At 41.2% G+C, this 25442-nt stretch carries 29 protein-coding genes; 15 read left to right on the top strand and 14 right to left on the bottom strand.

Features of this window, described 5'->3' with window-relative positions:
• Nucleotides 1-150 precede the first annotated feature (150 nt).
• The 3 genes from SLS51_RS08045 to SLS51_RS08035 all read left to right on the top strand — a co-directional run bounded on the left by SLS51_RS08045 (nucleotide 151) and on the right by SLS51_RS08035 (nucleotide 2534).
• Nucleotides 151-1155, top strand: coding sequence for a 2-hydroxyacid dehydrogenase (locus SLS51_RS08045; RefSeq protein ID WP_323837167.1), 1005 nt, complete (start codon nucleotides 151-153; stop codon nucleotides 1153-1155).
• Between the two features lie 21 nt (nucleotides 1156-1176).
• A complete protein-coding gene (hslJ, locus tag SLS51_RS08040; RefSeq protein WP_323837165.1) occupies nucleotides 1177-1590 on the top strand; it encodes a heat shock protein HslJ in 414 nt (137 codons plus the stop codon).
• A 323-nt stretch (nucleotides 1591-1913) separates the two neighbouring features.
• The gene (locus SLS51_RS08035; RefSeq protein WP_323837163.1) at nucleotides 1914-2534 is read left to right on the top strand and encodes a hypothetical protein; all 621 of its coding nucleotides are present in this window, start codon (nucleotides 1914-1916) and stop codon (nucleotides 2532-2534) included.
• Nucleotides 2535-2602: 68 nt separating this feature from the next.
• Here the strand turns inward: SLS51_RS08035 and SLS51_RS08030 are convergent, their stop codons facing one another.
• Nucleotides 2603-3244 carry a hypothetical protein gene (locus SLS51_RS08030; RefSeq protein WP_323837161.1) on the bottom strand — a complete coding sequence of 214 codons (642 nt, stop codon included), beginning with the start codon at nucleotides 3242-3244 and terminating at the stop codon, nucleotides 2603-2605.
• Between the two features lie 56 nt (nucleotides 3245-3300).
• Here SLS51_RS08030 and SLS51_RS08025 point away from each other — a divergent pair, with 56 nt between their 5' ends.
• On the top strand, nucleotides 3301-3423 hold the full coding sequence (locus tag SLS51_RS08025) for a hypothetical protein (RefSeq protein ID WP_323837159.1): 123 nt from the start codon (nucleotides 3301-3303) through the stop codon (nucleotides 3421-3423).
• 126 nt (nucleotides 3424-3549) lie between these two features.
• On the opposite strand, the gene ycgN is transcribed toward SLS51_RS08025, so the two are convergent.
• The 3 genes from ycgN to SLS51_RS08010 all read right to left on the bottom strand — a co-directional run bounded on the left by ycgN (nucleotide 3550) and on the right by SLS51_RS08010 (nucleotide 5145).
• Nucleotides 3550-3981 (bottom strand): cysteine cluster protein YcgN, encoded by a 432-nt coding sequence (gene ycgN / locus SLS51_RS08020; protein ID WP_323837157.1) that lies wholly within the window; start codon nucleotides 3979-3981, stop codon nucleotides 3550-3552.
• 24 nt (nucleotides 3982-4005) lie between these two features.
• Nucleotides 4006-4662 carry a fumarylacetoacetate hydrolase family protein gene (locus SLS51_RS08015; protein WP_323837155.1) on the bottom strand — a complete coding sequence of 219 codons (657 nt, stop codon included), beginning with the start codon at nucleotides 4660-4662 and terminating at the stop codon, nucleotides 4006-4008.
• Between the two features lie 210 nt (nucleotides 4663-4872).
• Nucleotides 4873-5145 (bottom strand): YcgL domain-containing protein, encoded by a 273-nt coding sequence (locus tag SLS51_RS08010; protein ID WP_323837153.1) that lies wholly within the window; start codon nucleotides 5143-5145, stop codon nucleotides 4873-4875.
• 144 nt (nucleotides 5146-5289) lie between these two features.
• On the opposite strand from SLS51_RS08010, the gene minC reads away from it, so the two are divergent.
• Genes minC through minE form a run of 3 tightly spaced genes read left to right on the top strand, consistent with a single transcriptional unit; the run spans nucleotide 5290 to nucleotide 7082 of the window.
• On the top strand, nucleotides 5290-5973 hold the full coding sequence (minC, locus tag SLS51_RS08005; RefSeq protein ID WP_323837151.1) for a septum site-determining protein MinC: 684 nt from the start codon (nucleotides 5290-5292) through the stop codon (nucleotides 5971-5973).
• Nucleotides 5974-5996: 23 nt separating this feature from the next.
• Nucleotides 5997-6809 carry a septum site-determining protein MinD gene (minD, locus tag SLS51_RS08000; protein WP_323837149.1) on the top strand — a complete coding sequence of 271 codons (813 nt, stop codon included), beginning with the start codon at nucleotides 5997-5999 and terminating at the stop codon, nucleotides 6807-6809.
• 3 nt (nucleotides 6810-6812) lie between these two features.
• Nucleotides 6813-7082 carry a cell division topological specificity factor MinE gene (gene minE, locus SLS51_RS07995; RefSeq protein ID WP_011146390.1) on the top strand — a complete coding sequence of 90 codons (270 nt, stop codon included), beginning with the start codon at nucleotides 6813-6815 and terminating at the stop codon, nucleotides 7080-7082.
• A 139-nt stretch (nucleotides 7083-7221) separates the two neighbouring features.
• Here the strand turns inward: minE and rnd are convergent, their stop codons facing one another.
• Together rnd and fadD are read right to left on the bottom strand one after the other, a co-directional pair.
• Complete coding sequence (rnd, locus tag SLS51_RS07990) at nucleotides 7222-8349, bottom strand: ribonuclease D (protein ID WP_323837146.1); 1128 nt, start codon at nucleotides 8347-8349, stop codon at nucleotides 7222-7224.
• Between the two features lie 95 nt (nucleotides 8350-8444).
• On the bottom strand, nucleotides 8445-10127 hold the full coding sequence (gene fadD / locus SLS51_RS07985) for a long-chain-fatty-acid--CoA ligase FadD (RefSeq protein WP_323837144.1): 1683 nt from the start codon (nucleotides 10125-10127) through the stop codon (nucleotides 8445-8447).
• A 380-nt stretch (nucleotides 10128-10507) separates the two neighbouring features.
• Here fadD and SLS51_RS07980 point away from each other — a divergent pair, with 380 nt between their 5' ends.
• Nucleotides 10508-10747, top strand: coding sequence for a hypothetical protein (locus tag SLS51_RS07980; protein WP_323837142.1), 240 nt, complete (start codon nucleotides 10508-10510; stop codon nucleotides 10745-10747).
• A 76-nt stretch (nucleotides 10748-10823) separates the two neighbouring features.
• On the opposite strand, the gene SLS51_RS07975 is transcribed toward SLS51_RS07980, so the two are convergent.
• The 5 genes from SLS51_RS07975 to yoaA form a co-directional block, all read right to left on the bottom strand.
• Nucleotides 10824-11405, bottom strand: coding sequence for a Slp family lipoprotein (locus tag SLS51_RS07975; RefSeq protein ID WP_323837140.1), 582 nt, complete (start codon nucleotides 11403-11405; stop codon nucleotides 10824-10826).
• A 95-nt stretch (nucleotides 11406-11500) separates the two neighbouring features.
• The gene (tsaB, locus tag SLS51_RS07970) at nucleotides 11501-12196 is read right to left on the bottom strand and encodes a tRNA (adenosine(37)-N6)-threonylcarbamoyltransferase complex dimerization subunit type 1 TsaB (RefSeq protein WP_323837139.1); all 696 of its coding nucleotides are present in this window, start codon (nucleotides 12194-12196) and stop codon (nucleotides 11501-11503) included.
• 220 nt (nucleotides 12197-12416) lie between these two features.
• Entirely contained in the window at nucleotides 12417-12734 is a 318-nt protein-coding gene (locus SLS51_RS07965; RefSeq protein WP_040150516.1) for a helix-turn-helix domain-containing protein, read from the bottom strand.
• A complete protein-coding gene (locus tag SLS51_RS07960; protein WP_323837136.1) occupies nucleotides 12727-13101 on the bottom strand; it encodes a type II toxin-antitoxin system RelE/ParE family toxin in 375 nt (124 codons plus the stop codon). The genes SLS51_RS07965 and SLS51_RS07960 overlap by 8 nt, the downstream gene beginning before the upstream one ends.
• Before the next feature lie 77 nt (nucleotides 13102-13178).
• Complete coding sequence (yoaA, locus tag SLS51_RS07955; protein ID WP_323837133.1) at nucleotides 13179-15116, bottom strand: DNA repair helicase YoaA; 1938 nt, start codon at nucleotides 15114-15116, stop codon at nucleotides 13179-13181.
• A 100-nt stretch (nucleotides 15117-15216) separates the two neighbouring features.
• Between yoaA and SLS51_RS07950 the strand changes: the two genes are divergently transcribed.
• From SLS51_RS07950 to SLS51_RS07935, 4 genes are all read left to right on the top strand, one after another.
• Complete coding sequence (locus SLS51_RS07950; protein WP_323837132.1) at nucleotides 15217-15561, top strand: RidA family protein; 345 nt, start codon at nucleotides 15217-15219, stop codon at nucleotides 15559-15561.
• Between the two features lie 361 nt (nucleotides 15562-15922).
• Nucleotides 15923-16255, top strand: a complete 333-nt coding sequence (locus SLS51_RS07945) for a helix-turn-helix transcriptional regulator (RefSeq protein WP_165578281.1) — start codon at nucleotides 15923-15925, stop codon at nucleotides 16253-16255.
• A 31-nt stretch (nucleotides 16256-16286) separates the two neighbouring features.
• Nucleotides 16287-16745 carry a HipA domain-containing protein gene (locus tag SLS51_RS07940; RefSeq protein WP_323837128.1) on the top strand — a complete coding sequence of 153 codons (459 nt, stop codon included), beginning with the start codon at nucleotides 16287-16289 and terminating at the stop codon, nucleotides 16743-16745.
• 458 nt (nucleotides 16746-17203) lie between these two features.
• Nucleotides 17204-17473, top strand: coding sequence for a hypothetical protein (locus SLS51_RS07935; RefSeq protein WP_323837125.1), 270 nt, complete (start codon nucleotides 17204-17206; stop codon nucleotides 17471-17473).
• 278 nt (nucleotides 17474-17751) lie between these two features.
• Here the strand turns inward: SLS51_RS07935 and mdtI are convergent, their stop codons facing one another.
• The 3 genes from mdtI to zwf all read right to left on the bottom strand — a co-directional run bounded on the left by mdtI (nucleotide 17752) and on the right by zwf (nucleotide 20601).
• Complete coding sequence (gene mdtI / locus SLS51_RS07930; RefSeq protein WP_323837122.1) at nucleotides 17752-18084, bottom strand: multidrug/spermidine efflux SMR transporter subunit MdtI; 333 nt, start codon at nucleotides 18082-18084, stop codon at nucleotides 17752-17754.
• Between the two features lies 1 nt (nucleotide 18085).
• Nucleotides 18086-18502 carry a multidrug/spermidine efflux SMR transporter subunit MdtJ gene (gene mdtJ / locus SLS51_RS07925; RefSeq protein WP_323837120.1) on the bottom strand — a complete coding sequence of 139 codons (417 nt, stop codon included), beginning with the start codon at nucleotides 18500-18502 and terminating at the stop codon, nucleotides 18086-18088.
• Between the two features lie 623 nt (nucleotides 18503-19125).
• A complete protein-coding gene (gene zwf / locus SLS51_RS07920) occupies nucleotides 19126-20601 on the bottom strand; it encodes a glucose-6-phosphate dehydrogenase (protein ID WP_323837118.1) in 1476 nt (491 codons plus the stop codon).
• A 343-nt stretch (nucleotides 20602-20944) separates the two neighbouring features.
• Here zwf and SLS51_RS07915 point away from each other — a divergent pair, with 343 nt between their 5' ends.
• The 3 genes from SLS51_RS07915 (at nucleotide 20945) to pyk (ending at nucleotide 25024) form a co-directional block, all read left to right on the top strand.
• Entirely contained in the window at nucleotides 20945-21805 is an 861-nt protein-coding gene (locus SLS51_RS07915; protein WP_323837116.1) for a MurR/RpiR family transcriptional regulator, read from the top strand.
• 467 nt (nucleotides 21806-22272) lie between these two features.
• Nucleotides 22273-23175: a phage tail protein gene (locus SLS51_RS07910; protein ID WP_323837113.1), complete on the top strand. Its 903-nt coding sequence runs from the start codon at nucleotides 22273-22275 to the stop codon at nucleotides 23173-23175.
• Between the two features lie 406 nt (nucleotides 23176-23581).
• Nucleotides 23582-25024, top strand: coding sequence for a pyruvate kinase (gene pyk, locus SLS51_RS07905; protein WP_323837111.1), 1443 nt, complete (start codon nucleotides 23582-23584; stop codon nucleotides 25022-25024).
• Nucleotides 25025-25442 lie beyond the last annotated feature (418 nt).

Genomic DNA, 25442 nt, shown 5'->3' with positions numbered 1-25442 from the left:
TTAAGAAAATTATGTTGAACATATAGGGGAACAACAAGCAATACACTTATAGAGTTAATTAATTTATTGGTTTATTTAACCCTTTAGGTCAGCAATAATTTAAGCTCAAAACAATTTATTAGCTACTTAAATTATAGCGGAGATAATCCCATGAAATTAGTCGTTTACAGTACCAAACAGTATGACTATAAACATCTGGAGCAGGTCAATAAAAAGCTCGGATTTGGTTATGATTTCGAGTTTTTCGATTTCCCTCTCAGTTCAAAAACGGCCAAAAACGCTATTGGTGCAGATGCTGTTTGTATTTTCGTCAACGATAATGCTGACCGTAAAGTGCTTGAAGAATTGGCTGAAATGAATATAAAAATCCTCGCATTACGTTGCGCAGGTTTTAATAATGTCGATCTAGATGCAGCTAAAGAATTAGGTATTCAGGTTGTACGGGTTCCAGCCTATTCCCCTGAAGCTGTTGCTGAACATACCGTCGGATTAATGTTGTGCTTAAACCGCCGTATCCACCGAGCTTATCAACGTACCCGTGACGCCAATTTCTCTCTTGAAGGCTTAATTGGCTTCAATATGCACAACCGTACAGCGGGAATTATCGGAACCGGCAAGATTGGTATCGCAACTCTACGTATTCTTAACGGATTTGGTATGCGTCTGCTAGCTCATGATCCCTACCCCAATCAAGCTGTTTTGGATCTCGGTGCTCAATATGTCGATCTGGATACGCTGTATGCACAATCCGACGTCATATCTCTTCATTGCCCGTTAACACCAGAAAATCATCATCTGCTGAATGAAGTTGCTTTTAGCAAAATGAAAAACGGCGTCATGATCATCAATACCAGCCGAGGGGCTCTAATTGATTCCGTCGCAGCCATTAGCGCATTAAAACAACAAAAAATTGGCGCTCTGGGTATGGATGTTTACGAGAATGAACGCGATCTCTTTTTTGAAGATAAATCTAATGACGTAATTCAGGATGATATTTTTCGTCGCTTGTCTTCATGTCATAACGTGCTGTTTACCGGTCATCAGGCATTTCTGACAGAAGAAGCCTTAACCAGTATTAGTGAAACTACGCTGAGAAATATCCAGCAATTAATCAACGGGAAAAATTGCCCAAATATTGTTAGTAAGTACCCTTAAAATAATATATAGGAGATAAACATGAAAAAAATACTACCTTTGGCAACAGCAACTTTATTGTTAGCCACATTCCAAGCGTCTGCGGTAGAAAACGTGTCAGTTGATGATTTACAACGCCACAAATTTGTTCTGGTGAGCGTTAATGGCGAAGGCGTGAAAAATCAAGAGGGGCGCATACCAACCATTGAATTCGGGGAAAAAATGCACGTTTCTGGTTCCATGTGCAATCTCTTTATGGGCCAAGGTAAACTGAAAAACGGTGTACTGACCGTTAAAAACCTGGCCAGCACTCAGATGCTTTGCTCTGATGAAAAATTAAACAGATGGGATTACCTGATTGGTCAAGTATTAGCCGATGGCGTTAAAGTGACGTTGAAAAATCAAAAACTGACACTCTCTCACCCCGACAATACATTGGTTTATAAAGTTAAGTAATCAAAAAAATCATTTATAAAGTTAGCATTAAACATTTAGCAGAATGAAATTCCTTGAATGGACTCAAGATTAAACTCTGTTTATCCAAATGTTTTATGTTTTAGGTGCCGGAAATTATTCTCCGGCACTTCCAGATATAATATCTAAGCAATAAGTTTACCGCTGATATTAAACTTTTAAACATTATAGGAGAACCAAAATCGACACAAATAAACATAGGCAATATAACTTATTTTTAACTTATTCCCTTCAACTTAAATAAAGAGTTATACACTTTTCACATTTAATAAATAGTTTACTAACCAAATAAAAGGAAATAATTTATGTCCAATATTGCACCGACTGATATTCAATTTATCGACCTCATGAACGAAATGCGCCAACACGCAAAACGTATGTTAAATAATTCTAAAATTGAACCATTTATGCCATCAACACCTGAACTCCAGACATATGCAAATATGCTTGGGGAACAATATGAAAGCACAGATATTACCGAAAATAAGGAAATAGACGGTATTATTAATGAATTGAAAGATTCTGTGAAATCTGGTGCTAATTCAACAACAAACGTATCTAAGACAAGTGTAACTGATAGCACACAGAAATATCAGGCAGCGATTACCGCTGATCCAGACAACGCAGACCAAGACTGGATCGATAACATGAATAAATCTCGTCAAAGAACCAAAGATGAGAACAACAGACAAATTGATACAAGTTACGATAAAGCCATTCAATTTGGGTTACAATTTCCTAACTCCAGAGCAGCAATACAAAGTTTTATGGAAAAAACTAATGCATTCTTTTCCAGTTTATTTGGCAGACTCTCAAATTTTATACTTGATGCAGCCAGGCAACTCTCGGAATGGATAAGCAGAGCATGGGAATCAATTAAATCGTTCTATGATAAAATTAATGTTTGGATTTCCGGTGCTTTGTAATTAATGGATAATGGTTCGAACTAACTCGAACCATTATATTCACCTCAGATATAACCTGGGAAAATTAATTACTTATTAGGCAGTTTGATCCTAGAAATAATTGCCAGTCTATCCATATAATATTTCGCATTACCCCACAACCAACTCTGCTCTTTACTCACATCATCTTCAGCTAAAATATTTCTTAATTCACAGGTCATAACATCATAACCGTAAACATAAAGCCCAAACTGTAACGCCTCATACATTCTGGCTTGCCAAAAAGAGGTGCCTTCTATTATTTGACTCATATTTGAAGCAACAACATCACAGGTTTTAATCAGATAGTGGAAAAAGATTTTAGCGGCCAAATCACTTAATGCCGCTTTATGTTGTGGCTTCCTCGTTCGCCACACAAGTATCTGCGAAGCGAGACGACAGTTAAGCACCAAGTCACTTAATATAATAACTTTGTTGTAATAAACGACTTCTTTTGTTTCGTCACTAAGTAGCGCTAATTCAAAATAGGGCTCATCTATATCATCCAAGTCTAGCCTGTTATCAACCCTGATCAACCGGTAACCTGGCGGAAAAATGAGTTCATCCACATCATGCACAATATTAGTACCAGAGGAATTAAGAGCATCATACAGCACACGATTGAACTCTAACTCACTCAATTGGATGAAATCATTGGTAATCTTTTCTATGTTTCCCACATGTATTGGCATACTTTATGCCTCCTATAATAAACCACAGGTTCAATTACCTAATGGTAATAGTATAGATGCAATTATATATATCCGTCATCTTTCAAGTTGCCTCTTTGTTGGCTGCACTCGCTCACCCCGGTCACATCGTTATCTATGCTCCCGGGGATTCGCTCCCTTGCCGTCGCGATCCATCTTGAAATCCATTGGGTATACAATCAACCTTTAGTTCATTTTTGGGGGATATGCCTACTGGTTAACTTCGCTCTTCCCAACCTGGGAAACACAGAAAATAATTTATTAAATTATAGTTAATTAAATTATTATCAAGGTTTATTAATAATATGCTCTTCCCATTCCACAACATCAATTTCCCGTACAGCGATATGCCTAACAGAAATTCTTTCGCTATGCATTGCTGATTTAGAACCTTTAATCAGAGGATGCCACGGTAATAATGGCTTCCCTTCTTCAAGCAAACGATATGCGCAAGTTATTGGTAACCATGCAAAAGTCGGCAAATTATGACGGGTTAATTTGATACAATCCGGTTCATATCTGAAACGATCTTCGTAATTTTTACATTGGCACGTTTTTATATTGAGTTGATTGCAAGCAACATTAGTAAAATAAATTTCATCGGTATCATCATCCATTAATTTATGTAAACAACACTGCCCACAACCATCACATAATGACTCCCATTCTTCATCCGTCATCTGATCTAGGGTTTTTACCTGCCAGAAAGGCTGAGACATAACTTCTACTATTCCTTATATTATTCAAATCACTCTGGTAGTGAGTGAATTATCATTCAGAGTAACCTTTAACACATCACCGGGTTTCAGTGCGCCAACACCTTCCGGTGTACCAGTGAGAATCACATCTCCCGGCCGCAAAGTAAAAAAGTGCGACATATGGCTGATCAGGGGAACGATGGGTGTCAACATATCGTTACTATTACCGTTCTGCCGTAGTTCATTATTGACCGTCAGTGAAAACTGGACATTCCACGGATCACCAAAATGACTTATTCGAATAAACCCAGATATCGGGCAAGAGCCATCAAACGCCTTACTTTTTTCCCACGGTTGACCTGCTTTCTTGAATTTAGATTGCAAATCACGCAAGGTAAGATCCAATGCAACAGCAAAACCCGCGATAGCGGCGCCAACTCGCTCTTCATTTGCTTGTTTCAACGGCGTACCAATCAGTACAGCCAGTTCAACTTCATGGTGTACAACACCAAAATCCTTTGGAATGGCAATTGGCTGATATATATCACACAGTGCAGTTTCCGGCTTAATAAAAACCACTGGCTCTTCCGCTGGCTGAGACCCCATCTCTTTAATATGTTTAGCGTAATTACTACCAACGCAAACCACTTTATTAACAGGAAGATCCAGTAATGCCCCCTGCCAGTCTCTGTGTTGATACATATTCGTTTCTCACTCTGGTTTATACCCGTTATCTTTCAAGTTGCCTCTTTGTTGGCTGCACTCACTCACCCCGGTCACATAGTTACCTATGCTCCCGGGGATTCGCTCCCTTGCCGTCGCGATCCATCTTGAAATCCATAAGGTATAAAAGCACAACTTATTGTGAATATTGTAGTGGTTAATTTTGCTTATCAAGCCCTTGGATCCTTCTTATTTTTCCATCTGGCTCAGATGTCCATTCATTAAGTTTTCAACCGGAGGAGGGATTTGCAGGTAAAAACCCTGTTCAATTAACGATATTTTTACCTTTTCTATATCAGCACCCGCCAGTTTTGTTCTGTCTGCCAGAGAGATAGTCATTGTATATTGGGGCTGTCCAAAATTTTTCAGTAACTCTTCGGGAACACGAGAGAAATTATCTCTTTTTTCAACATAAAGATATGTTTGCTCCCTTTTCGGACTTCTGTAGATCGCACAAATCATTATAATAAACTCTTTTAAATTCAGGTCACAACTTGCTTGAATAATTCAGTAATTATAACATGTTTATTGTATTTCTAAATATCGTATCCCAGGGGGTGTTCTGGGGGGATCTCAAATTTGCTGAATCTGAGTCAGGCAGGATAGATGTCACAGTCGCCAATTGAGCTAAAAGGCAGTAATTTTACGCTTTCGGTTGTTCATTTACATAATGACCAACCAGAAATCATTCTACAGGCCCTACAGGAAAAAGTGGAACAAGCACCGGATTTCCTGAAAAATGCGCCGGTTGTCATTAATATCTCCGCTCTGCCGGCAAACGCTGATCTGAAAGCACTGCATCACGCTATTGGTTCAGCCGGATTCCGTATTGTCGGAATGAGCGGTTGTCGTGATGAGCAACAGCGCAGAGCGGTAATAAAAGCCTCCTTACCATTACTAAGTGAAGGAAAAAAACAAAAAACCTCGGCAAAGGAAGATAAACCGGCCGAGCCCGCGATTAAAAAAACTCGCGTAATTAATTTACCTGTTCGCTCAGGTCAAAGGATTTATGCCCAAAGCAGTGATCTTATTGTTACCAGTAATGTAAGCGCCGGCGCCGAATTGATTGCCGACGGCAATATTCACATCTACGGTATGATGCGTGGTCGGGCATTAGCCGGTGCATCCGGTGATCAGGAGTGTCTGGTTTTTTGCACCCACTTAAATGCTGAACTTATCTCTATCGCAGGGCAATATTGGCTCGGTGATAAAATCCCGACTGAATTAGCAGGAAAAGCCGCAAAACTTAGCCTGGTAAATAATGAATTAACTATTGAACCTTTAATCTAGCCCTTTTAATAAGGAATCACTTCATGGCACGCATTATTGTTGTTACATCAGGTAAAGGTGGCGTTGGCAAAACCACTTCAAGCGCGGCCATTGCTACCGGCCTTGCTCAAAGAGGTAAAAAGACCGCCGTTATCGATTTTGATATCGGCCTGCGTAACCTCGATCTGATTATGGGATGTGAACGCCGCGTAGTTTATGACTTCGTGAACGTTATCCAAGGTGACGTCTCGCTTAATCAGGCATTAATCAAAGATAAACGTACCGAGAATCTTTATATCTTGCCTGCATCACAAACCCGCGATAAAGACGCTCTCACCTCTGAAAGCGTTGAGAAGGTTTTAGTTGATCTGGATAAACAAGGTTTCGATTTTATTATCTGCGACTCCCCGGCAGGGATTGAAAGTGGCGCGTTGATAGCACTCTATTTTGCTGACGAAGCGATCATCACAACGAATCCGGAGGTCTCTTCCGTACGTGATTCAGACCGTATTCTGGGTATTTTGGCTTCTAAATCTCGACGAGCTGAACGGGGTGAAGATCCGATTAAAGAACATCTGCTATTAACCCGCTATAACCCAGGGCGTGTAAATCGTGGTGATATGCTAAGTATGGAAGACGTTCTGGAAATTTTATGCATTCCTTTAATCGGTGTTATTCCGGAAGATCAATCTGTACTGCGTTCATCTAACCAAGGGGAACCAGTCATTCTGGATGCAGAATCCGATGCAGGAAAAGCGTATGCAGATACTGTTGAACGTTTATTAGGGGAAGAACGTCCTTTCCGCTTCATTGAAGAAGAGAAAAAAGGCTTCTTAAAACGCCTGTTTGGGGGGTAAAACATGGCCTTGCTAGATTTCTTTCTGTCGAGAAAAAAAACGACAGCAAATATCGCTAAAGAGCGGCTGCAAATCATCGTGGCAGAGCGTCGCCGTGGTGATTCTGAACCTGCTTATCTGCCTGATATGAAACGGGATATCTTGGCGGTAATCTGTAAATATATACAGGTCGATCCTGATATGCTCTCTGTACAATTTGAACAGAAAGGTGATGATATTTCCGTGCTGGAACTTAATATAACGTTACCAGAGGCAGAGGAAACTCAAAAATAACGCAGATAGACAGGGCTGTTTTATCATTACCGCCATCAAAGTAACCAAACTATTACGTGGCAGTCTGAGATGGGGTAACCCTAACGGGCCCCCCTTTCTCGCACTTTAGCCTGGCATCAGGCTAAGGCCCTGATATGGATTAATCAGGATAGTTCGCCAGAATCTCTGCGACTGGCTCAGCCAGCAACTCTCCCCGCCATCCACTAAGCAGTTCAGGTTTGTTATTTAATTGTTTCAAGTTCCAGTGAACGCTAAGTAATTGATTAATCTGACGACGAGAGGCCAATAATTCAGAATTAAACCTATGCTGTTCACTTACCTGATGAATCAGCGCCTTAATATCCTTAAATGCTTTGCGATAACCAGGTTGATCAATCAGGTTGGTCATTGGCGGCGGGCATTCACTTTCTGGAATATTTCCACTTTCAGCAACCATTGCCAATAGACGACGACCATGACAACGAATCTCCTGCCCGCTTAACCCTAACGCACCCAACTCTGCCAGAGAAGTTGGCATATAACGCGCTACCTGCCACAGGTTTTCTTCACGAATGACGAAGTTCACGGCTAAATCGCGTTCTCTGGCCTGACTCAAACGCCATGCCGCCAGTTTTTTCAAACACGCAAGCTGTTGGGGACGTAATTGACAGATATTGCCTATCTGTTTATAAGCAGATTCCGGTTCCAATATCTCTTTACGGCGTCGACTGATAAGCCGACACTCGCCCGTCGCAGCCTCCATATATCCGGCCTGCGCTGTTGCAGTCATCAAGATATCCGCCAAAGGCAACAGATAATAAACATCCGCTGCGGCATATTCGCACTGTTTTTCACTTAACGGGCGGGCAAGCCAATCAGTGCGGGATTCGCTTTTATCCAGCTCGACATGAATATATTCAGCCACCAGCGCGGCAAAGCCACATGAAAGCGGGTGCCCAATAAAAGCCGCCAGAACCTGAGTATCAATCATCGGTTCCGGCAAGCATTGAAAAGCATTCAGAAAAACTTCCAAATCTTCACTGCCGGCATGCAACAGCTTCAATATTTGAGGATGAGTAATTAACTCACGGAAAGGTTGCCAGTTGGTGATATTAAGTGGATCAATCAGAGAAAGTTGTTCGCCATCATACAGTTGTATCAAACCTAATTGTGGGTAATACGTCCGTGTGCGTACAAATTCAGTATCCAATGCTACTTTTGAGTATTTTTTTGCCCTTTCGCAAACTTGTTGCAACTGAGCATCTGTGGTGATCAACTGATAATTCAAAACATAGTTCTCTTAGCCATTCATGGAATAAGCACGACAACGCCGGCTAATACCGGCGTTGTCGTGCTTATCAATATTATGAAGAGGATCTCAGGCTATGCTACATTCCTGACCTTTTCCTCTTCATCACGCAGTTCCCTACGAAGAATTTTACCTACATTAGACTTAGGTAATTCATCCCGGAACTCAATGATCTTTGGTACTTTATACCCTGTTAGATAACGACGACAATGGGTTTTAAGTTCATCCTCGGTCAAACTAGGATCTATCCGAACCACAAATACTTTGACAGTTTCACCGGAACTTTCGCTTGATACCCCTATTGCTGCTGACTCTAGCACTTTAGGGTGAGCTGATACAACATCTTCAACTTCATTAGGATACACATTGAAACCAGAAACCAAAATCATATCTTTTTTACGATCTACGATATGAATGGAACCCTGTTCATTAATATTCGCAATATCACCCGTTGCTACCCAACCATCTTTCAACACTTCTTCTGTTGCATCAGGCCGATTCCAATAACCAACCATCACCTGTGGGCCACGTATCCACAATTCTCCCTGCTGGCCCATCTCTACCTCATTACCATCATCATCCACAAGTTTGATTTCCGTTGAAGAGACCGGGAAACCAATACTGCCAGTATAATGTTTCGAGTTATAAGGATTACAGGAAACCAAAGGTGAACATTCCGTCAGACCATAACCTTCAAGCAGATTGGTACCTGTCACTTTTGCCCATTTCTCAGCAACCGCTTTCTGTACCGGCATACCACCACCAACAACCAGACGCAGCGTAGAAAAATCAAGCTTCTTAAATTCTTCATTATTCAACCAGGCGTTAAACAACGTATTTACCCCGGTGACAGAAGTGAACGGATAACGACCTAACTCTTTAGCTGTACCCGTAATATCACGCGGGTTAGTGATCAGAAGATTGCACCCACCCAAGTAAATAAGTAACAAGCAATTCACCATTAACGCAAATATGTGATAGAGAGGCAACGCCGTAACAATCAGCTCTTGGCCTGCACGTAATAATGGAGAATAAACCGCTTTTGCCTGTTCAAGATTTGCCAATATATTACGGTGAGTTAGCATAGCCCCTTTAGCTACACCGGTGGTGCCACCAGTATATTGCAGAAAAGCCAAATCATTACCATTAATTTCTGGTTTTACATATTGCATGCGATAACCTTTCTGTATCGCACAACGAAATGAAATGCCATCAGGCAGATTATACTTCGGTACCAGCCGTTTGATATATTTCACCGCAAAATCAACCAACGTACCTTTAGGTCGAGATAGTTGGTCCCCCATCCGCGTCAAAATAACATGCTTAACTTTAGTGTTAAAAACGATCTTTTCCAATGTATGGGCAAAATTGGAGACGATCACAATAGCGGAAGCACCGCTGTCATTAAGCTGATGTTCAAGCTCACGTGGGGTATACAGCGGGTTTACATTTACGACAATCATACCTGCACGTAGAACACCAAACAGTGCAACGGGATATTGCAGCAGGTTTGGCATCATCAGCGCAACGCGATCTCCTTTACTTAGTCCCAAACCATTTTGCAAATATGCTGCAAATGCCCGACTACGCTCTTCCAACTTACGGAAGGTCATAATCTCACCCATATTGATAAATGCAGGTTGATCTGCATAGTGCGCTACGGCATTTTCAAACATCTCAACCAATGATGCATAACGATCCGGGTCAATTTCCGCAGGAACATCCGCCGGATAATGTTTTAGCCAGACTTTCTCCAAGGTAGTACTCCTGAAATTTTAATTGCTATGTTATCACTCGCCTAATAAATAACGCACGCTTTGATTTAACAAATTATTAACTCAGCGTACCAGTTTAAAAAAGAAACATTGTTCAGGTTGAGATACACATCACTAATTTCATGTTAATCTTGATACATAAAAACAAAGAAAATTGTGTTGTCTGTAAATTATTTTTATTTATCAGTATATTATTGCCATAGTTAATATTTAACTTTGTAGCTATTGATTATACATTGACCTACTTATTTTTTGCTTAAGATAGCATTTTTGAAATAGCATTTATTGCTTTCGTCTATTCCAATGCATTATTAAAAAACCAATATTAATAAAAAATGATTATATACCCTATGGATTTCAAGATGCATCGCGACGGCAAGGGGGTGAATCCCCGAGAGCATAGCGAACTATGTGACCGGGTGAGCGAGTACAGCCAACAAAGAGGCAACTTGAAGGATAACGGGTATATCGGTTTTGTCATACTGCAATCGGATGATATTCCTGATGAACTACGGAAAATTCTGGCAGAAGAGATGACTGCGGGTTTGGGTGCAAGAATTGCAATGAAATTAACGATCAATCCAAAGATAGATAGGAAATAACAGATAAATTACCGCCACATATTATTGCGGCGGCTCAAACTGGAAAGAAAGTTACAATGTCACAAAGTATATCACTCTATCTGGTCAAAATAGTCTCAACAGGTGCGGGGTCGGGGTAATACCAATTCCATCCCCAACCTGAATAATAGGGATAGCCATAATAATTCCAAGGCCCCGGACCATAAGGCATCAATACTCGCTGAACAACTTTCCAGCGTTGATAGCCCATCGCATTAATCACAACATAAGCGTAATCCGCACAACCAATTTTTCCCTTTTTCAATCCCACTATCGGACCGACGACAGTGACGTAATTTCCTTTAAAATCGTCAGGATCAAGGAAATCATTAACATAAACATAGATACGGCCAAGGGAAGGCTCATCTAATTCTGGACTGGCATCCGATGCTAATGGCAATGAGGATATTTCCAAACGAGTACGGTGATTTTCATTCACGACACCAAGTACCTTGCCGCCGAATCGCCCTTCCTGACCGATAAACAGCTCAGGCGTACTCTTAACAGAAAGCAGATCTTGAACAGGCGTTGGTGACGTTCCTTTTACTGAATCAGGAACGGTGATACAGCCTGTAAGCATTACAACACCTAACAAGATTAGCGCTTTAACACTCGGCCGGTAGTTTATTACTCTTAACATAACCACCTTCTCCTGAAAATTGTCCCAATCATGATGTTTAAAATAACGCTGTCTATTTGATACTTTCTTTTACTACAAGTTTCATCAATAGATACTTAACGGCCCGGTAATTTTTTCCAAGTAACTTCATTACGCAAGTATACCGGTTCAGCATGTTCTACGGCCGTCACCTCACCGTTTTGCCACATCTGTATCGCCAGAGGTAACATATCTTCAGCATGAGGTAATGTGATACGACTATCAGTTAACGTTAAATGACTTGTCATCAACTGAGGATGAGCCTGCCAACCAGTACCCGCAACTACCCAATCGCCACTCAATGAAGCCATGAATGCCTGTACCTGTTCCGGTTTCAACACGGCTTCTGTTTCACTTCCTCGCCATTCACCTTGCTGATTACGGATATATTGCCCCCAGTAAACCTCTCCCATCCGGGCATCAATGGCGGTTAATACCTGAGTTGCACCTAGCAGACGAAAAACACCTTGAGCCATTGCATTGAGCGTTGACACACCAATCACCGGCAGTTCAGCCCCCAGAGCCAAGCCCTGAGCAATACCAACACCAATACGTACACCGGTAAAACTACCCGGTCCACGGCCAAAAGCCAAAGCGTCAAGCTGTTGTAAACTCATCCCGGCTTCTGCCAGAACAGATTGAACCATAGGTAAAATGCGTTGCGTGTGTTCACGTGGAGAAATTTCAAACTGTGCCAAAACGGCACCATCATTCCAAAGAGCAACAGAACAGGCTTCCGTTGCAGTATCAATAGCCAGAATTCGTACAGGCATGCCTCAAGCACCTCGGCAAGAAATATAATTCAAAATAAAGTGCTATTTTATCATAGCCTGGTCGATTTTACTCAGTTGGCAGCCATATGAAGGCCATTACCCTTTGCCATATGTACACAGGGGATAGCTGTGTCTTTATGAATTATCAGATAAGTTTACCTGTACTCCATCGCTTCTTAACGTGATCTGTTGTTACATCATGGAACGATCCTTAATCATGTCACGCGATAGCCTGAATTCCGTTCTTCTTAACTATCGTAAGCAATCTCAAGGCTGGGCCTCCGGGTTTTTTTGTTCCACGCTCCCAGTCTGATATAAGATTTTTGCTCACATTCAAATATCGGGCAAAAACAGGCTGTGACAAATGCTCCCGCTCACGAAGAGAACGTATTTCCTCTGGAGAGAGCGATTCTATGGGAGTCAAACAGGCAGCATCAAACTCACGCATGGTTTGCTTATTGACAGCCCCTATTTCGCTTAGTGCCTCCATCGTTTCGTGAATTGCAGCAAACGCATCACTACGATATTTTTTAACCATATTTAGTCACCTCCGAAAAATGACCTTTTTTAATTAACCTGACTAATTGTTCATCTGATAACCCTAGAACGAGGGACGCCATCTTCTTAAACTGTATCTCTTCATCATATTCAATATTAGATCTGTCACTTTTAGCAACCCCATAAACAAAAAAAGCATGTTCTGCGGTCTGGTACAAAATTACCGTGCGAAATCCACCTGACCTTCCTTGCCCTTTACGTGCCACTCGCTGCTTAATTACACCTCCGCCTAAGTCAGCATCAATTTGACCTCTATTGGCTCTTTCAATAGCATCAAGCAAAACCTCGTCGGAAATACGCTGTTTTCGGGCAAAACGCTCGAACCATGCATTCTTAAATATTCTCAAAAAGTAGTTCCACTATTAAATCAATTAAAGTATAATACAAAGTATGATATATAATGGAGATTAAAACAACAATGGAATTAATCGAACCCTTTTTTACCAGAAATATTAGGAGATTGCCGAGCTTGCAGGAAAGCGACCGCTTTCGTTAAATCTCGGGTTCGTGGTGAAGGTGGCAAACTATTCAAAAACACTTCACCATATGGACGCATCACTAAACGATTATCACAAATGACAATGACGCCATAATCATCAATATCACGAATAAGCCGCCCGACACCTTGTTTCAGGCTAATCACCGCATCTGGTAACTGAACTTCATTAAATGCATCACCACCTCTAAGTTGGCAATCTTCAATACGGGCTTTTAACAGCGGATCATCCGGTGCCGTAAAGGGCAATTTATCGATAATGACACAGGAAAGCGCCTCACCGCGCACATCAACACCTTCCCAAAAACTGCTGGTTGCCACCAATAAAGCGTTGCCGGCAGCAATAAATTGCGAAAGTAGCTGACCCTTGCTGGTTTCCCCCTGAACCAAAACCGGCAATGTCATGTTGGCACGGAATGCCTCAGCCAGACTGCGCATCATCTGGTGTGAGGTACATAAAAAGAAACATCGACCTTTATTGGCTTCAATGAGTGGTTTGAGCATCTCTGCCAACCATTTTGCACTACCAGGTTGATTTGGTGATGGTAGATGACGGGGAACGCAAAGTAGTGTCTGACTTTGATAATCAAATGGACTTGGTAGTAACAACGTTTTCGCCTGTTTTAAACCTAGCCGTTCAGTGAAATGGGAAAGTTGCTCGTTAACAGAGAGTGTGGCTGAGGTGAACACCCAACAACCGGATTGCTCATTAATTATCTCACTAAATTTGTCGGCAACAGACAGCGGTGTGAGTGCTAAAAGAAAATGGCGACCATAACTTTCAAACCAATAGCTATAACCGGGGATAGTCACCTCTTTCAAGCGCTTAAGACGATTACGATAAATTGTTGCCCTTTCAAAGGCCGCGTCCAACATGACTGAACGCCCTAAAGATAATTTCATCACGTCATAACAAAGCTCAAGCGCATCATCAAGCAATACCAATGCCCGCTGGACTTGCGGGTTTTGCAATAACTCCCGCAAATTACCCCGATAACCGTTCTCTCCCAACGCTAGCCGGAAATCTTGTGTACTCTGACTCAGACGATCTGCGCTCTTTTGTAATTGAGCTTGATCTCGGACTTCCGTGCGATACACCATAGTGATGTCTCTGGAGAGATCCATCAGTTGGCGGCTACTTAATTGCTGACCAAAATATTGACTGGCGATATCAGGGACTTGATGTGCCTCATCAAATATTTTGACTTCTGCTTGCGGGATCAACTCACCAAATCCCGTTTCTTTCACCACCAGATCCGCCATAAACAGATGATGGTTAACAACGATAACATCCGCCTCCATTGCCCGGCGGCGAGCTTTGAGAACAAAGCATTCCTGATAACGCGGACAATCACTGCCTAGACAGTTATCGTTCGTACTGGTTACCAACGGCCAAACCTGGCTATCTTCCGCCACTTGGTGACAAGTACTGATATCCCCCTCTTCAGTTTGTGAAGACCAGCCTCTTAGCCGAACAATATCTGACAAAATTTCTGCTTCCAATTGTCCGCCCCCAAAAGAGTGCTGTTCCAACCGTTCCAAGCACAGATAATTTGCACGACCTTTCAACAACGCTAATTTACCGGTGAAATTAATTGCTTCGGCGACTGTCGGTAAATCACGATTATAGAGCTGATCCTGTAATGCCTTAGAACCTGTGGAAATGATAACTTTCTGCCCAGAACGCAACGCGGGTGCTAAATAGGCAAATGTCTTACCTGTTCCCGTGCCTGCTTCTACGACCAATTGTTGATGGTTTTTAATCGCACACTCAATAGCCACTGCCATTTCTCTTTGAGCATCACGGGGTTTAAAACCGGTTATTGCTTTAGCAAGGGCACCATTTTTCGCAAAATCGTCTGACACAAACCGTCTCTTTCAATAGAATGGATGGAGATTATGCCAATAGTATGTTCTGATCACCACCCAAAATCAGGCAGATAGTCATTCACAGGAAGGAATATCCATGACAATTGAACGTATTGATCCTCAAGATCGCTGGTCCGAAGCGGTAGTTTACAATAAAACCATTTACTACACCGCCGTACCGGAAAACCTGGATGGTGATATTACTGAGCAAACAGCGAATACACTGGCCGCTATTGATATTATGTTACAGCGTCTCGGTTCTGATAAAAGCAAAATTATCGACGCCACTCTTTTCCTGGCTGATGGAAAAGAGTTTACTGGCATGAATGCCGCCTGGGATGCATGGGTTATTGCAGGAAGCGCACCAGTACGCTGCACCGTTGAAGCTAAACTAATGAATCCCAAATATAAAGTCGAAATAAAAGTTATCGCAGGTATTTAATATTAATTTTGGGATATTCTCTATCGCCTACATTTATATTTTAATTATATGGAGGTTATTCAGAATATCCCAATAGGTGTTATTAATATAAGTAAGATATGATTTCCCCTGTTAATTTAGTTGCAATAACACGTTAAAATAAAACATTAATCGATATTTTCATAAACTATATTATTCATTGATCCAAGTGGAATATTATAAACCCAACAATTCTAACCTTCCTCCTATGCCTTGAACTATCGGTAACCATTATAATGTTCATCTAATATTGACATTCTCATTTTGACAAACCATGAAAATGACCATTATAATGTTCATTAAGGCCATCAATGACCACTATAATGGTCAACAGGAGGGGGGAATGTTAAAACATAGAGCCTATTCAAAATTCTCTCAAGAGGCAGTTATGTTACTCGGAGAACAAATCAAGTTAGGTAGAAAACAACGCCATTGGTCAGAAAAGAATTTGGCAGAACGTGCTGGTATATCCAGAACCACACTACAAAAAATTGAAAACGGGGATATGGGTTGTTCCATAGGATTAGCATTTGAGCTGGCCAACCTTGTAGGTATCAGCTTGTTTGACAGTGATAAATTTCCTATCTCAGCACGTATAGAACAAACAAGAGATAAATTAGTTTTATTACCACAGCGTATTCAGGAAGAAAAGAGAGAGGTATACGATGATTTCTAATAACAAAGAAGTTGTTTAGTCCCAACATTTGATGGCTAGATATGCTAGTTATGAAAAATTTGCCGAGATTATACGATATCGTTTCACTAATCCTCAGAAAACATTAGAAGAATTATTTTCACGATTAGTTTTTAATATACTGTGCGGTAATACAGATGATCACGCTCGAAATCATGCTGCATTTTGGGATGGAAAAAATTTAAGTTTAACTCCGGCTTATGATATATGCCCTCAAGGTAGATCAGGCAATGAAGCATCTCAAGCAATGTTAATAGTCGGAAATAAAAATCTAAGCCAATTACAAACTTGTTTGGAAACTGCACATAACTTTAATATTTCAGAGAAAAAAGCAAAAGAAATCTTTAATGGACAAATATTAATAATCCAAGATAATTGGAATAATATCTGTGAAGAAGCTGAGTTAAGTGAAATAGATAAAAAATTGTTCTGGCATAGACAATTTTTAAATCCATTCTCCATAATTTTTTGAGAACTTTAAAACCTGTACATAAACTTATTGTAAACCCATCTTACGGGCCAAAATACCTACTCTATTTCAGCAATGGCCCTTAATAATTTATTTTAGAAATATATGTTATGTTTTATCCGCTGATAATACTTTGATGATCAATGTAAATAAAATAGTTTCCAATATTGCTTATCACAAATAGCGTTAATTTCATCTAACAGAGTTAACTCACCAAATTGACTTTCTATTTATTTACCTTTTCAATGTTGAATTATACTTATACGTCGTCCATACTTTCTAATAAGCACATCAGTGTCTGCCACTGTTTAGTGAATATAAACATGGCCTAATCTTCAATAACTTTTATACCCTATGGATTTCAAGATGCATCGCGGCGGCAAAGGAGCGAATCCCCGGGAGCATAGCAAACTATGTGACCGGGGTGAGTGAATGCAGCCAACAAAGAAGCAACTTGAAAGATGACGGGTATATCACTTGGTATGGAGCATACTATGGATGTTTGTTCAGGTTGTCATGATTCCCTTCATGATTCCGTTGTTGCGGAAGTAGAAGGCAAGATCTATAAAAGTTGCTCATGTTGTTCCGCCGCAATGGGTCAACATGTTTTTTATCGCTATGAAGACTTTGGTATGAGGGATATGGGTGATGGCCGCTATATTGTTCAGTCTTGGTGTCCTGGTTGTCGAGTGAAAGATGGTCATAAACCAGACGTCTGTTTTACCTGCTAAAAGTCATTTATATACCCTATGGATTTCAAGATGGATCGCGACGGCAAGGGAGCGAATCCCCGGGAGCATAGATAACTATGTGACCGGGGTGAGTGAGTGCAGCCAACAAAGAGGCAACTTGAAAGATAACGGGTATATTCATATCTGCTGGTTATTATGCAAAATAGTTGCTAGTTGCATGCCAGCAGATAATATAAGAAATAAACAATAAAATTCGTTACTTAAAAACCTGAACGCTAATAATGTGTCTTTATCCTGATTTTAAAAATTAAGATGGCTTAAGCCATCTTGATTATCACCATGCCCAACAGCAACAAGGCAATTCCACCCCAACCTTTATAATTCAAACGCTGATTAAACATAATCCAGCCAGCAGCAACCGTCGCGATAATACCGAAAGCGCCCCATAAGGCATAAGCAATGGACAACTCAATTCCCTTCACTGCCTGAGCAAGCGCACTGAACGCCCCAAGGACAGCAATAAGCGAGAGAATCCCCATCCAAGGACGTCTAAAACCATCAGAAAGTTTCAGTAAAATATTCGCTAAAATATCCAACGTGACAGCAAGGAATAAGAACGCCGCATGCCACCATTCAAATTGTTGCAACATGTTAAGCCTCCTTTATTTTACTGTTTTTGATTATTGCGACACTGACAGCCTTATTTGCCATCTGTTTCACTACCTCTGCCGATTTTTTAACTGCGGCTTTTCTAGTGCCGGATTTAATCAACATAATTCCTGTTATCAGCAGAGCCAAACCACCTACTTTCATCAATGACAATGATTCATCAAACCACATGACACTAAAAACAGTAATAAATAGAATGCCAACCCCTTCCCACAAAGCATACGCAACGCCCAGTGCCACTTTTTTCACCGCCATTGCCAACAAGATATAGGATGTGGCGATCATGATGTACATCACGGCCATGCCAACTACACCGCCGGAAACGCTGGCATGTTTCATCGATAAGGTACCGATAACTTCGGTAATAATTGCCATTACAAGGAATAACCAATAAATCATTTTCTTTCTCCTGACCACGCAAATACGCACGTCAAGACGCAAGCTATAAATGATCTAAACCCACCCATATATAAGATGAGAAATAATAACCTGACGTTTTTGACGAAACAGAAATACCGGTTGAAAACCGGTTAACAGGAGTCAGACGCTATAATGCACCGCACCAATAATGCTCACTGGATAAAATGGCAGAAAGGAAAAGCATGTGAGTGGAACTTTGAAACTTGACGCTTTTGGCGCTGTTCATGATATCTCATTCCTTCATCGCACCGATATTCCGCGCGATATACTAAGAATCCTCATAAATAGTGTTAATTTTCCTAGTACTTCTACCATATAAGATAATATAAAGCAATCAATCAATCTCATTTATTTTTTTATCTGATAGACAACATTGAATAAAAAAACAGAATTGATACCAACAATATACCCTATGGATTTCAAGATGCGTCGCGACGGCAAGGGAGTGAATCCCCGGGAGCATAGCAAACTATGTGACCGGGGTGAGCGAGTGCAGCCAACAAAGAGGCAACTTGAAAGATAATGGGTATAAGCTGATACCTTGTTGATAACAACCCAGCCGCTTACAGCGCGGCTTGAGCCTCAACAGAAAGGTTTGTCAATTATTCAAATTCATTCCATGAACGACCATCGCGGGTGATCATGGCAACAGAAGCAACCGGCCCCCACGTTCCCGACTGATAAGGCTTAGGCGCATCATTATCCGCCGCCCATGCATTCATAATAGAATCAACCCATTTCCACGCTTCTTCCACTTCATCACGACGAACGAATAGCGCCTGAATACCCCGCATAGCCTCTAGCAGTAACCTCTCATAGGCATCCGCCAACGGAATATGGTTAAACGTTTCAGAGAAACTCAGATCCAGCTTAGTGGTTTGCAGGCGATGCTTGTGTTCCAGCCCCGGAGCTTTATTCAGCACTTCAATATCAATACCTTCATCCGGCTGCAAACGAATCGTCAGCTTGTTCTGCGGTAGTTGTTGATAAGATTCAGAGAACAAATTCAGCGCGGGCTTTTTGAAATAAACCACCACCTCAGAACATTTCGTTGGCAGACGTTTACCGGTTCTCAGATAGAAAGGAACCCCGGCCCAACGCCAATCATCAATATCGACACGGATAGAGACAAAAGTTTCCGTCCGGCTGGACTGGTTCGCCCCCTCTTCTTCCAGATACCCCGGTACCTTATGCCCCTGAACAAAACCAGCAGTGTATTGACCTCGTACCGTCTTCTCTCGCACATTCGTGTGATCAATACGGCGCAGAGAACGCAATACTTTTACTTTTTCATCGCGGATACGGTCTGTCGTCAAATCCGCCGGAGGAGACATAGCAATCATGGTCAATATTTGCAACAGGTGATTCTGGATCATATCGCGCATCTGCCCGGCTTGGTCAAAATAACCCCAACGGCCTTCAATACCGACTTCTTCAGCTACCGTAATTTGTACATGATCAATTGTCCGGTTATCCCAATTATTCACAAACAGGGAATTGGCAAACCGCAGCGCCAACAGATTCAATACGGTTTCTTTACCCAGATAATGATCGATACGATAAACCTGACGCTCATTGAAATATTTTGCCACTTCATCATTAATAGCTTTGGATGATTCAAGATCGGTCCCTAAAGGCTTTTCCATCACAACTCGATTTGGCTCTTTATTTAGCCCTGCAAGGCCCAACCCGTGACAAACCGAACCAAAAGTACTGGGTGGCATCGCAAAATAATGGATTGCAGGCCGATTCTCCTGCTTAAGAACTGCCTTCAATTTGGCAAAGTCTTCCTTTTGATTAACATCCAGATTGCAGAATGCCAAACGCTCACGCAATGTCTTCCATAATTCTGAATCTAATTTTTCTGGCAAGAATGTATTTAAAGCTTCTTCAACAACCTTGGTATAAGCCGTTTTATCCCAATCAGCCCGGCCAACACCGATAATCCGGGTTTCTGGGTGAATATAACCCGCTTTCTCAAGCTGATAAAGGGAAGGCAATAATTTCCGGCGTGCCAAATCCCCTTTAGCGCCAAAAATGACTAAATCACAAGCCTGAGCTGTAGAAGTAACCGCCATATGTCTCTCCTCGTTGCGGGATATTGTAATTTTGTTACAGCATTAACCAATAATGTACTCTTTTGGCCATGGCGCGTAAACAGCGATAATGAATAACCATCACTTTATGTTAACAATATGTTTTATCCATGATAAAAATGTGATAACTTTATGTAACTTTACAACGTTTATGAAAGATAATTACCAATATGGAAGTTAGACACTTGTCATACTTTTATGAAAAACATTAAATTATTGTGACTTCCTACTGCCAGCTTCAATTTGCTAATAGTATATTTTCATAAAAATTTATATAGATTTCTTCTCTGAATGAAATCGTCAAAACCACAGGTAACTGCGTTTTATGAATACACTGGAACGGGTCCAAAACAGTATCGAATTTTTGAGTAAGTCAGAAAAAAAAGTGGCACAGACAATCCTGGCTTCACCGCAAACTGCGATTCATGCCAGTATCGCCACACTGGCAAAAATGGCGGAAGTCAGTGAACCCACGGTTAACCGTTTTTGCCGCCGTCTGGATACTAAAGGTTTTCCCGATTTCAAACTCCATCTAGCCCAAAGTCTTGCCAATGGCACACCTTATGTAAATCGCAATGTTGAAGAGAGCGATACAGTTAGTGCCTACACCAATAAGATATTTGAATCGGTAATGGCAACTCTGGATACCGTCAAAAACAATTTGGATATTACCGCCATTAACCGAGCTGTTGATTTACTGACTCAAGCCCGGAAAATCTCATTTTTTGGCTTGGGGGCCTCTGCTGCCGTCGCCCATGACGCAATGAATAAATTTTTCCGGTTCAACATCCCCGTTATCTATTTTGATGACATTGTGATGCAACGAATGAGCTGTATTAACAGTGCCGAAGGTGATGTCGTCGTACTCATCTCCCATACCGGCAGGACTAAAAGCCTGGTCGAAGCAGCACAACTTGCGCGAGAAAATGATGCGATAGTTATCGCAATTACCTCCCAAGATTCTCCCCTCGCCCACGAAGCAACGCTCGCCATTCTTCTGGACGTCCCGGAAGATACAGATATTTATATGCCAATGGTCTCAAGAATCGCTCAATTAACTGTTATTGATGTTTTAGCTACTGGTTTTACCCTGCGCCGTGGTTCAAAATTCAGAGATAACTTGAAAAGAGTCAAAGAAGCGCTACGAAATTCACGCTTTGATAAAATTGACTTTCCCCCGACCTGAAAATAGCCCTCTCATTATTAGGCTGACTCGCAACCATTGCGTAGTCAGCGATCGTTTATAACTCACTGAACATCGGTAAATAATCTGCACTAGCTAATAAGAGAGAAATTACATAATTATGTCAAGAAAATCCTATATTATTCAGTTAACTCAATAAAATAATGACCGTTTAAAATTAAAACATAGGGTATTATTATAAAAAATTTACCGAAAGAAATAGAAAGCAGGAAGATAAAAATAACTTTCAAATATTGAATATAAATTTTTTAGATATTTACCCGATCAACAGTTTCACATTTCTTATTTCCACCCATTATACAAAAACTATTACCCCTCTAAGTTATAAGAATACTTTATTATGCTTTTTCCGAGCTAAAATATTATTGACATATATTACTTAAAATTAATTTTTTAATAATTCAGTATGTTGTTTATAAAAGCACATTATTTATATCTGAGGAAAATATATGAATCTCAAGAATGATTTTAAAGCTTTTTCTATTGGTAATAATGCTAATATAGTCAGTCAAGAAGCCTATGAAGAAAGCCGAAGTTTGAAAACTGGGTTCCCCCCAAGCGATATCACTATTCATGTGCTAAACAAAGTATTACGTCAGTCATCAACCATATCCTCTGTCATCGCTAATTTTATCGCAACCCAATCTGGCAACGATATTCTGGATGATGGCGATATCGCTAAACTGATTGCCCAATTAAATAGCGCGTTAGAACAAAAAATTACAACAACAGTGCCAAGTGCCTCACTAATACAACAAGGCGTTATTCAACTCACAGATAAAACAGGCAACAGTAATACCCTTGCAGCAACGCAGAAGTTTGTTTCTGATGTAAACGATAACGCTAATAACCGGCTAGCAAAAAACCAAAACGGTGCCGACATTCCTGATAAAGATGCTTTTGTGAGAAATCTCAGCTTATTCGAAAAATTGATCCCGGTAGGGGTACCACTTCCCTGGCCGACTACCACGCCACCAGAAGGATGGGCGCAATGTAATGGCGCTCCCTTTGATAAAACAAAATATCCGAAATTAACGCAGGCTTATCCTAACGGAGTATTACCCGATTTACGTGGTGAATTTATTCGTGGTTGGGATAATGGACGTGGTGTTGACAACGGACGTCATATATTAAGTTTTCAATATGATGCGTTCAGAAGACATAATCATAGTATTTATACCACTAACAGCGATAGAGCCACTCTTGAATATACGGACCCCATGCGTGGCAGTATGACTGGAGGTCCAAACGAACGCGGCGGCTTAGGGGAAAATAAATCTATTGGGATGAATGGTGATAATGAAACACGCCCGAGAAATGTGGCATTTAATTATATTATCAGGATGGCCTGATGAATAAAGCCGTACCGGACAAAAATAATATGACCATCCAATAGGATCACACAACCATACAATTTCAGGTAATACCGGAGATTCTGATTGCCAGATTCCACTAATCACGACCACTTTTCATTGCCAGAACTTCCAAGACTATTAGATTATCGATAAACCGGGAACAAATCGTGATAGGATAGAAATGCGGCAACGGTCATATCAGGATGTGTTGATACGAGTCACAAAAAACCACGATAGTCGCTTGCGGCCTTGCCACGAAGGTAAACCACAAAAGTAATCTGTAAACAGCCTTGATAGTTGGATTGCCAAAGAGGTTTTTTTACTCGTTTTATAGGATAATTAATAGATTATTGATTATTTTTATATCACAAATACCAATACTCACAGGTCAACGGAGTAAAATATGTCCAGACGGCTCAGAAGAACTAAGATTGTTACTACACTTGGTCCGGCTACTGATCGCGATAATAATCTTGAAAAGATTATTGCTGCGGGTGCAAACGTAGTCCGCCTTAACTTTTCCCACGGTACCGCCGAAGATCATCTCCAGCGAGCCAACAAAGTCCGCGAGATCGCCGCCCGCCTGGGATGCCATGTCGCTATTCTTGGCGATCTTCAAGGACCTAAAATTCGCGTATCAACGTTTAAAGAGGGCAAGATTTTCCTGAATGTCGGAGATAAATTTCTGCTTGATGCCAATCTTGGTAAAGGCGAAGGCGATAAGGAGAAAGTCGGTATCGATTACAAAGGATTACCCGCAGATGTTGTACCGGGTAATATTTTGTTGCTGGATGATGGCCGTGTTCAACTGAAAGTATTAACAGTTCAAAGCATGAAAGTCTTCACGGAAGTCACTGTAGGTGGCCCGCTATCTAACAATAAAGGCATCAACAAACTGGGTGGTGGTTTGTCCGCTGAAGCGCTGACCGAAAAAGATAAAGAAGACATTATTACTGCGGCCAGAATCGGCGTTGATTACCTCGCTGTCTCTTTCCCCCGCACCGGTGAAGATCTCAATTATGCTCGTCGCCTGGCGCGAGACGCGGGTTGTGAAACGCAAATCGTGGCAAAAGTTGAACGCGCAGAAGCGGTTAGCAGTGATAAAACCATTGATGAAATCATTCTGGCTTCTGATGTGGTCATGGTTGCTCGTGGTGACCTTGGCGTAGAAATCGGCGATCCAGAGTTAGTTGGTGTTCAGAAGAAGTTGATTCGCCGAGCACGCCAGCTAAATCGTGTCGTGATTACTGCCACCCAGATGATGGAATCCATGATCACCAATCCGATGCCTACCCGCGCAGAAGTGATGGATGTGGCAAACGCCGTTCTTGACGGCACTGATGCGGTGATGCTCTCCGCTGAAACCGCAGCAGGCCAATACCCGGCCGAAACCGTTGCCGCAATGGCGCGAGTTTGTCTGGGAGCAGAAAAAATGCCCGGCCTTAACGTATCCAAACATCGGCTAGACACCACTTTCGACAGTATTGAAGAAGCCATTGCGATGTCTACCATGTACGCGGCAAACCACTTAAATGGGGTTAAAGCCATTATTGCCATGACTGAATCAGGCCGGACCACTCGTATCATGTCTCGCATCAGTTCTGGTCTCCCGATATTCTCGATGTCCCGTCATGAGAAAACCTTAAACCAAACGGCACTTTATCGTGGCGTGACACCGGTTTATTGCAGCAGCCATACTGACGGCATCACCGCAGCTAATGAAGCGGTTAATCGTCTGCGTGATAAAGGTTATCTAATTTCCGGTGACCTGGTGCTGGTTACTCAGGGTGATCAGATGGGAACAATTGGCAGTACTAATACCTGCCGTATTCTTGAAGTGGAATAAAACTTTATGACATTTAGCGCCAAGTTTTCGACAAGTAGGTTAGAACCAGAAAACTGGCGCACTTTTATTTGAAATCCATAGGGTATAAATCCTTTACCTAAAAAGAGTAATTTTAATCTTCTCTAATATTCTATTATGGAAATATTTCAATCAGATATTATAAAAATACAAGCAATGTTAAGTCTAGGTTAAAAACATTTATCTTAAACATAGCAATAAGAATAAATTAGATAAATTCTCATTGCCAAAAAATTCTATTTTATTAACGTTATAGCTGTCCGATATGCCAAAATTTAGGACTTACATCTGCCAAATAATGTCATAAAAAACAACAAAGGATATTGACAATCATTTAAAATAGCACTATAAATTAAATACTGATATCAGCACCTTCCATATGGAAATACAATATTTCCTA

It is taken from the genome of Photorhabdus africana (assembly GCF_035181445.1).
In the GTDB taxonomy this organism is placed as follows: domain Bacteria; phylum Pseudomonadota; class Gammaproteobacteria; order Enterobacterales; family Enterobacteriaceae; genus Photorhabdus; species Photorhabdus laumondii.
Note: the sequence above shows the minus strand (reverse complement) of the source record. Positions and strands in the feature narration are given on the sequence as shown.

Coding starts and splice junctions, on each gene's coding strand:
- SLS51_RS08045 (WP_323837167.1), top strand. CDS start 151: ATGAAATTAGTCGTTTACAGTACCAAACAGTATGACTATAAACATCTG.
- hslJ (WP_323837165.1), top strand. CDS start 1,177: ATGAAAAAAATACTACCTTTGGCAACAGCAACTTTATTGTTAGCCACA.
- SLS51_RS08035 (WP_323837163.1), top strand. CDS start 1,914: ATGTCCAATATTGCACCGACTGATATTCAATTTATCGACCTCATGAAC.
- SLS51_RS08030 (WP_323837161.1), bottom strand. CDS start 3,244: ATGCCAATACATGTGGGAAACATAGAAAAGATTACCAATGATTTCATC.
- SLS51_RS08025 (WP_323837159.1), top strand. CDS start 3,301: ATGCAATTATATATATCCGTCATCTTTCAAGTTGCCTCTTTGTTGGCT.
- ycgN (WP_323837157.1), bottom strand. CDS start 3,981: ATGTCTCAGCCTTTCTGGCAGGTAAAAACCCTAGATCAGATGACGGAT.
- SLS51_RS08015 (WP_323837155.1), bottom strand. CDS start 4,662: ATGTATCAACACAGAGACTGGCAGGGGGCATTACTGGATCTTCCTGTT.
- SLS51_RS08010 (WP_323837153.1), bottom strand. CDS start 5,145: ATGATTTGTGCGATCTACAGAAGTCCGAAAAGGGAGCAAACATATCTT.
- minC (WP_323837151.1), top strand. CDS start 5,290: ATGTCACAGTCGCCAATTGAGCTAAAAGGCAGTAATTTTACGCTTTCG.
- minD (WP_323837149.1), top strand. CDS start 5,997: ATGGCACGCATTATTGTTGTTACATCAGGTAAAGGTGGCGTTGGCAAA.
- minE (WP_011146390.1), top strand. CDS start 6,813: ATGGCCTTGCTAGATTTCTTTCTGTCGAGAAAAAAAACGACAGCAAAT.
- SLS51_RS07980 (WP_323837142.1), top strand. CDS start 10,508: ATGCATCGCGACGGCAAGGGGGTGAATCCCCGAGAGCATAGCGAACTA.
- SLS51_RS07975 (WP_323837140.1), bottom strand. CDS start 11,405: ATGTTAAGAGTAATAAACTACCGGCCGAGTGTTAAAGCGCTAATCTTG.
- tsaB (WP_323837139.1), bottom strand. CDS start 12,196: ATGCCTGTACGAATTCTGGCTATTGATACTGCAACGGAAGCCTGTTCT.
- SLS51_RS07965 (WP_040150516.1), bottom strand. CDS start 12,734: ATGGTTAAAAAATATCGTAGTGATGCGTTTGCTGCAATTCACGAAACG.
- SLS51_RS07950 (WP_323837132.1), top strand. CDS start 15,217: ATGACAATTGAACGTATTGATCCTCAAGATCGCTGGTCCGAAGCGGTA.
- SLS51_RS07945 (WP_165578281.1), top strand. CDS start 15,923: ATGTTAAAACATAGAGCCTATTCAAAATTCTCTCAAGAGGCAGTTATG.
- SLS51_RS07940 (WP_323837128.1), top strand. CDS start 16,287: ATGGCTAGATATGCTAGTTATGAAAAATTTGCCGAGATTATACGATAT.
- SLS51_RS07935 (WP_323837125.1), top strand. CDS start 17,204: ATGACGGGTATATCACTTGGTATGGAGCATACTATGGATGTTTGTTCA.
- mdtI (WP_323837122.1), bottom strand. CDS start 18,084: ATGTTGCAACAATTTGAATGGTGGCATGCGGCGTTCTTATTCCTTGCT.
- mdtJ (WP_323837120.1), bottom strand. CDS start 18,502: ATGATTTATTGGTTATTCCTTGTAATGGCAATTATTACCGAAGTTATC.
- zwf (WP_323837118.1), bottom strand. CDS start 20,601: ATGGCGGTTACTTCTACAGCTCAGGCTTGTGATTTAGTCATTTTTGGC.
- SLS51_RS07915 (WP_323837116.1), top strand. CDS start 20,945: ATGAATACACTGGAACGGGTCCAAAACAGTATCGAATTTTTGAGTAAG.
- SLS51_RS07910 (WP_323837113.1), top strand. CDS start 22,273: ATGAATCTCAAGAATGATTTTAAAGCTTTTTCTATTGGTAATAATGCT.
- pyk (WP_323837111.1), top strand. CDS start 23,582: ATGTCCAGACGGCTCAGAAGAACTAAGATTGTTACTACACTTGGTCCG.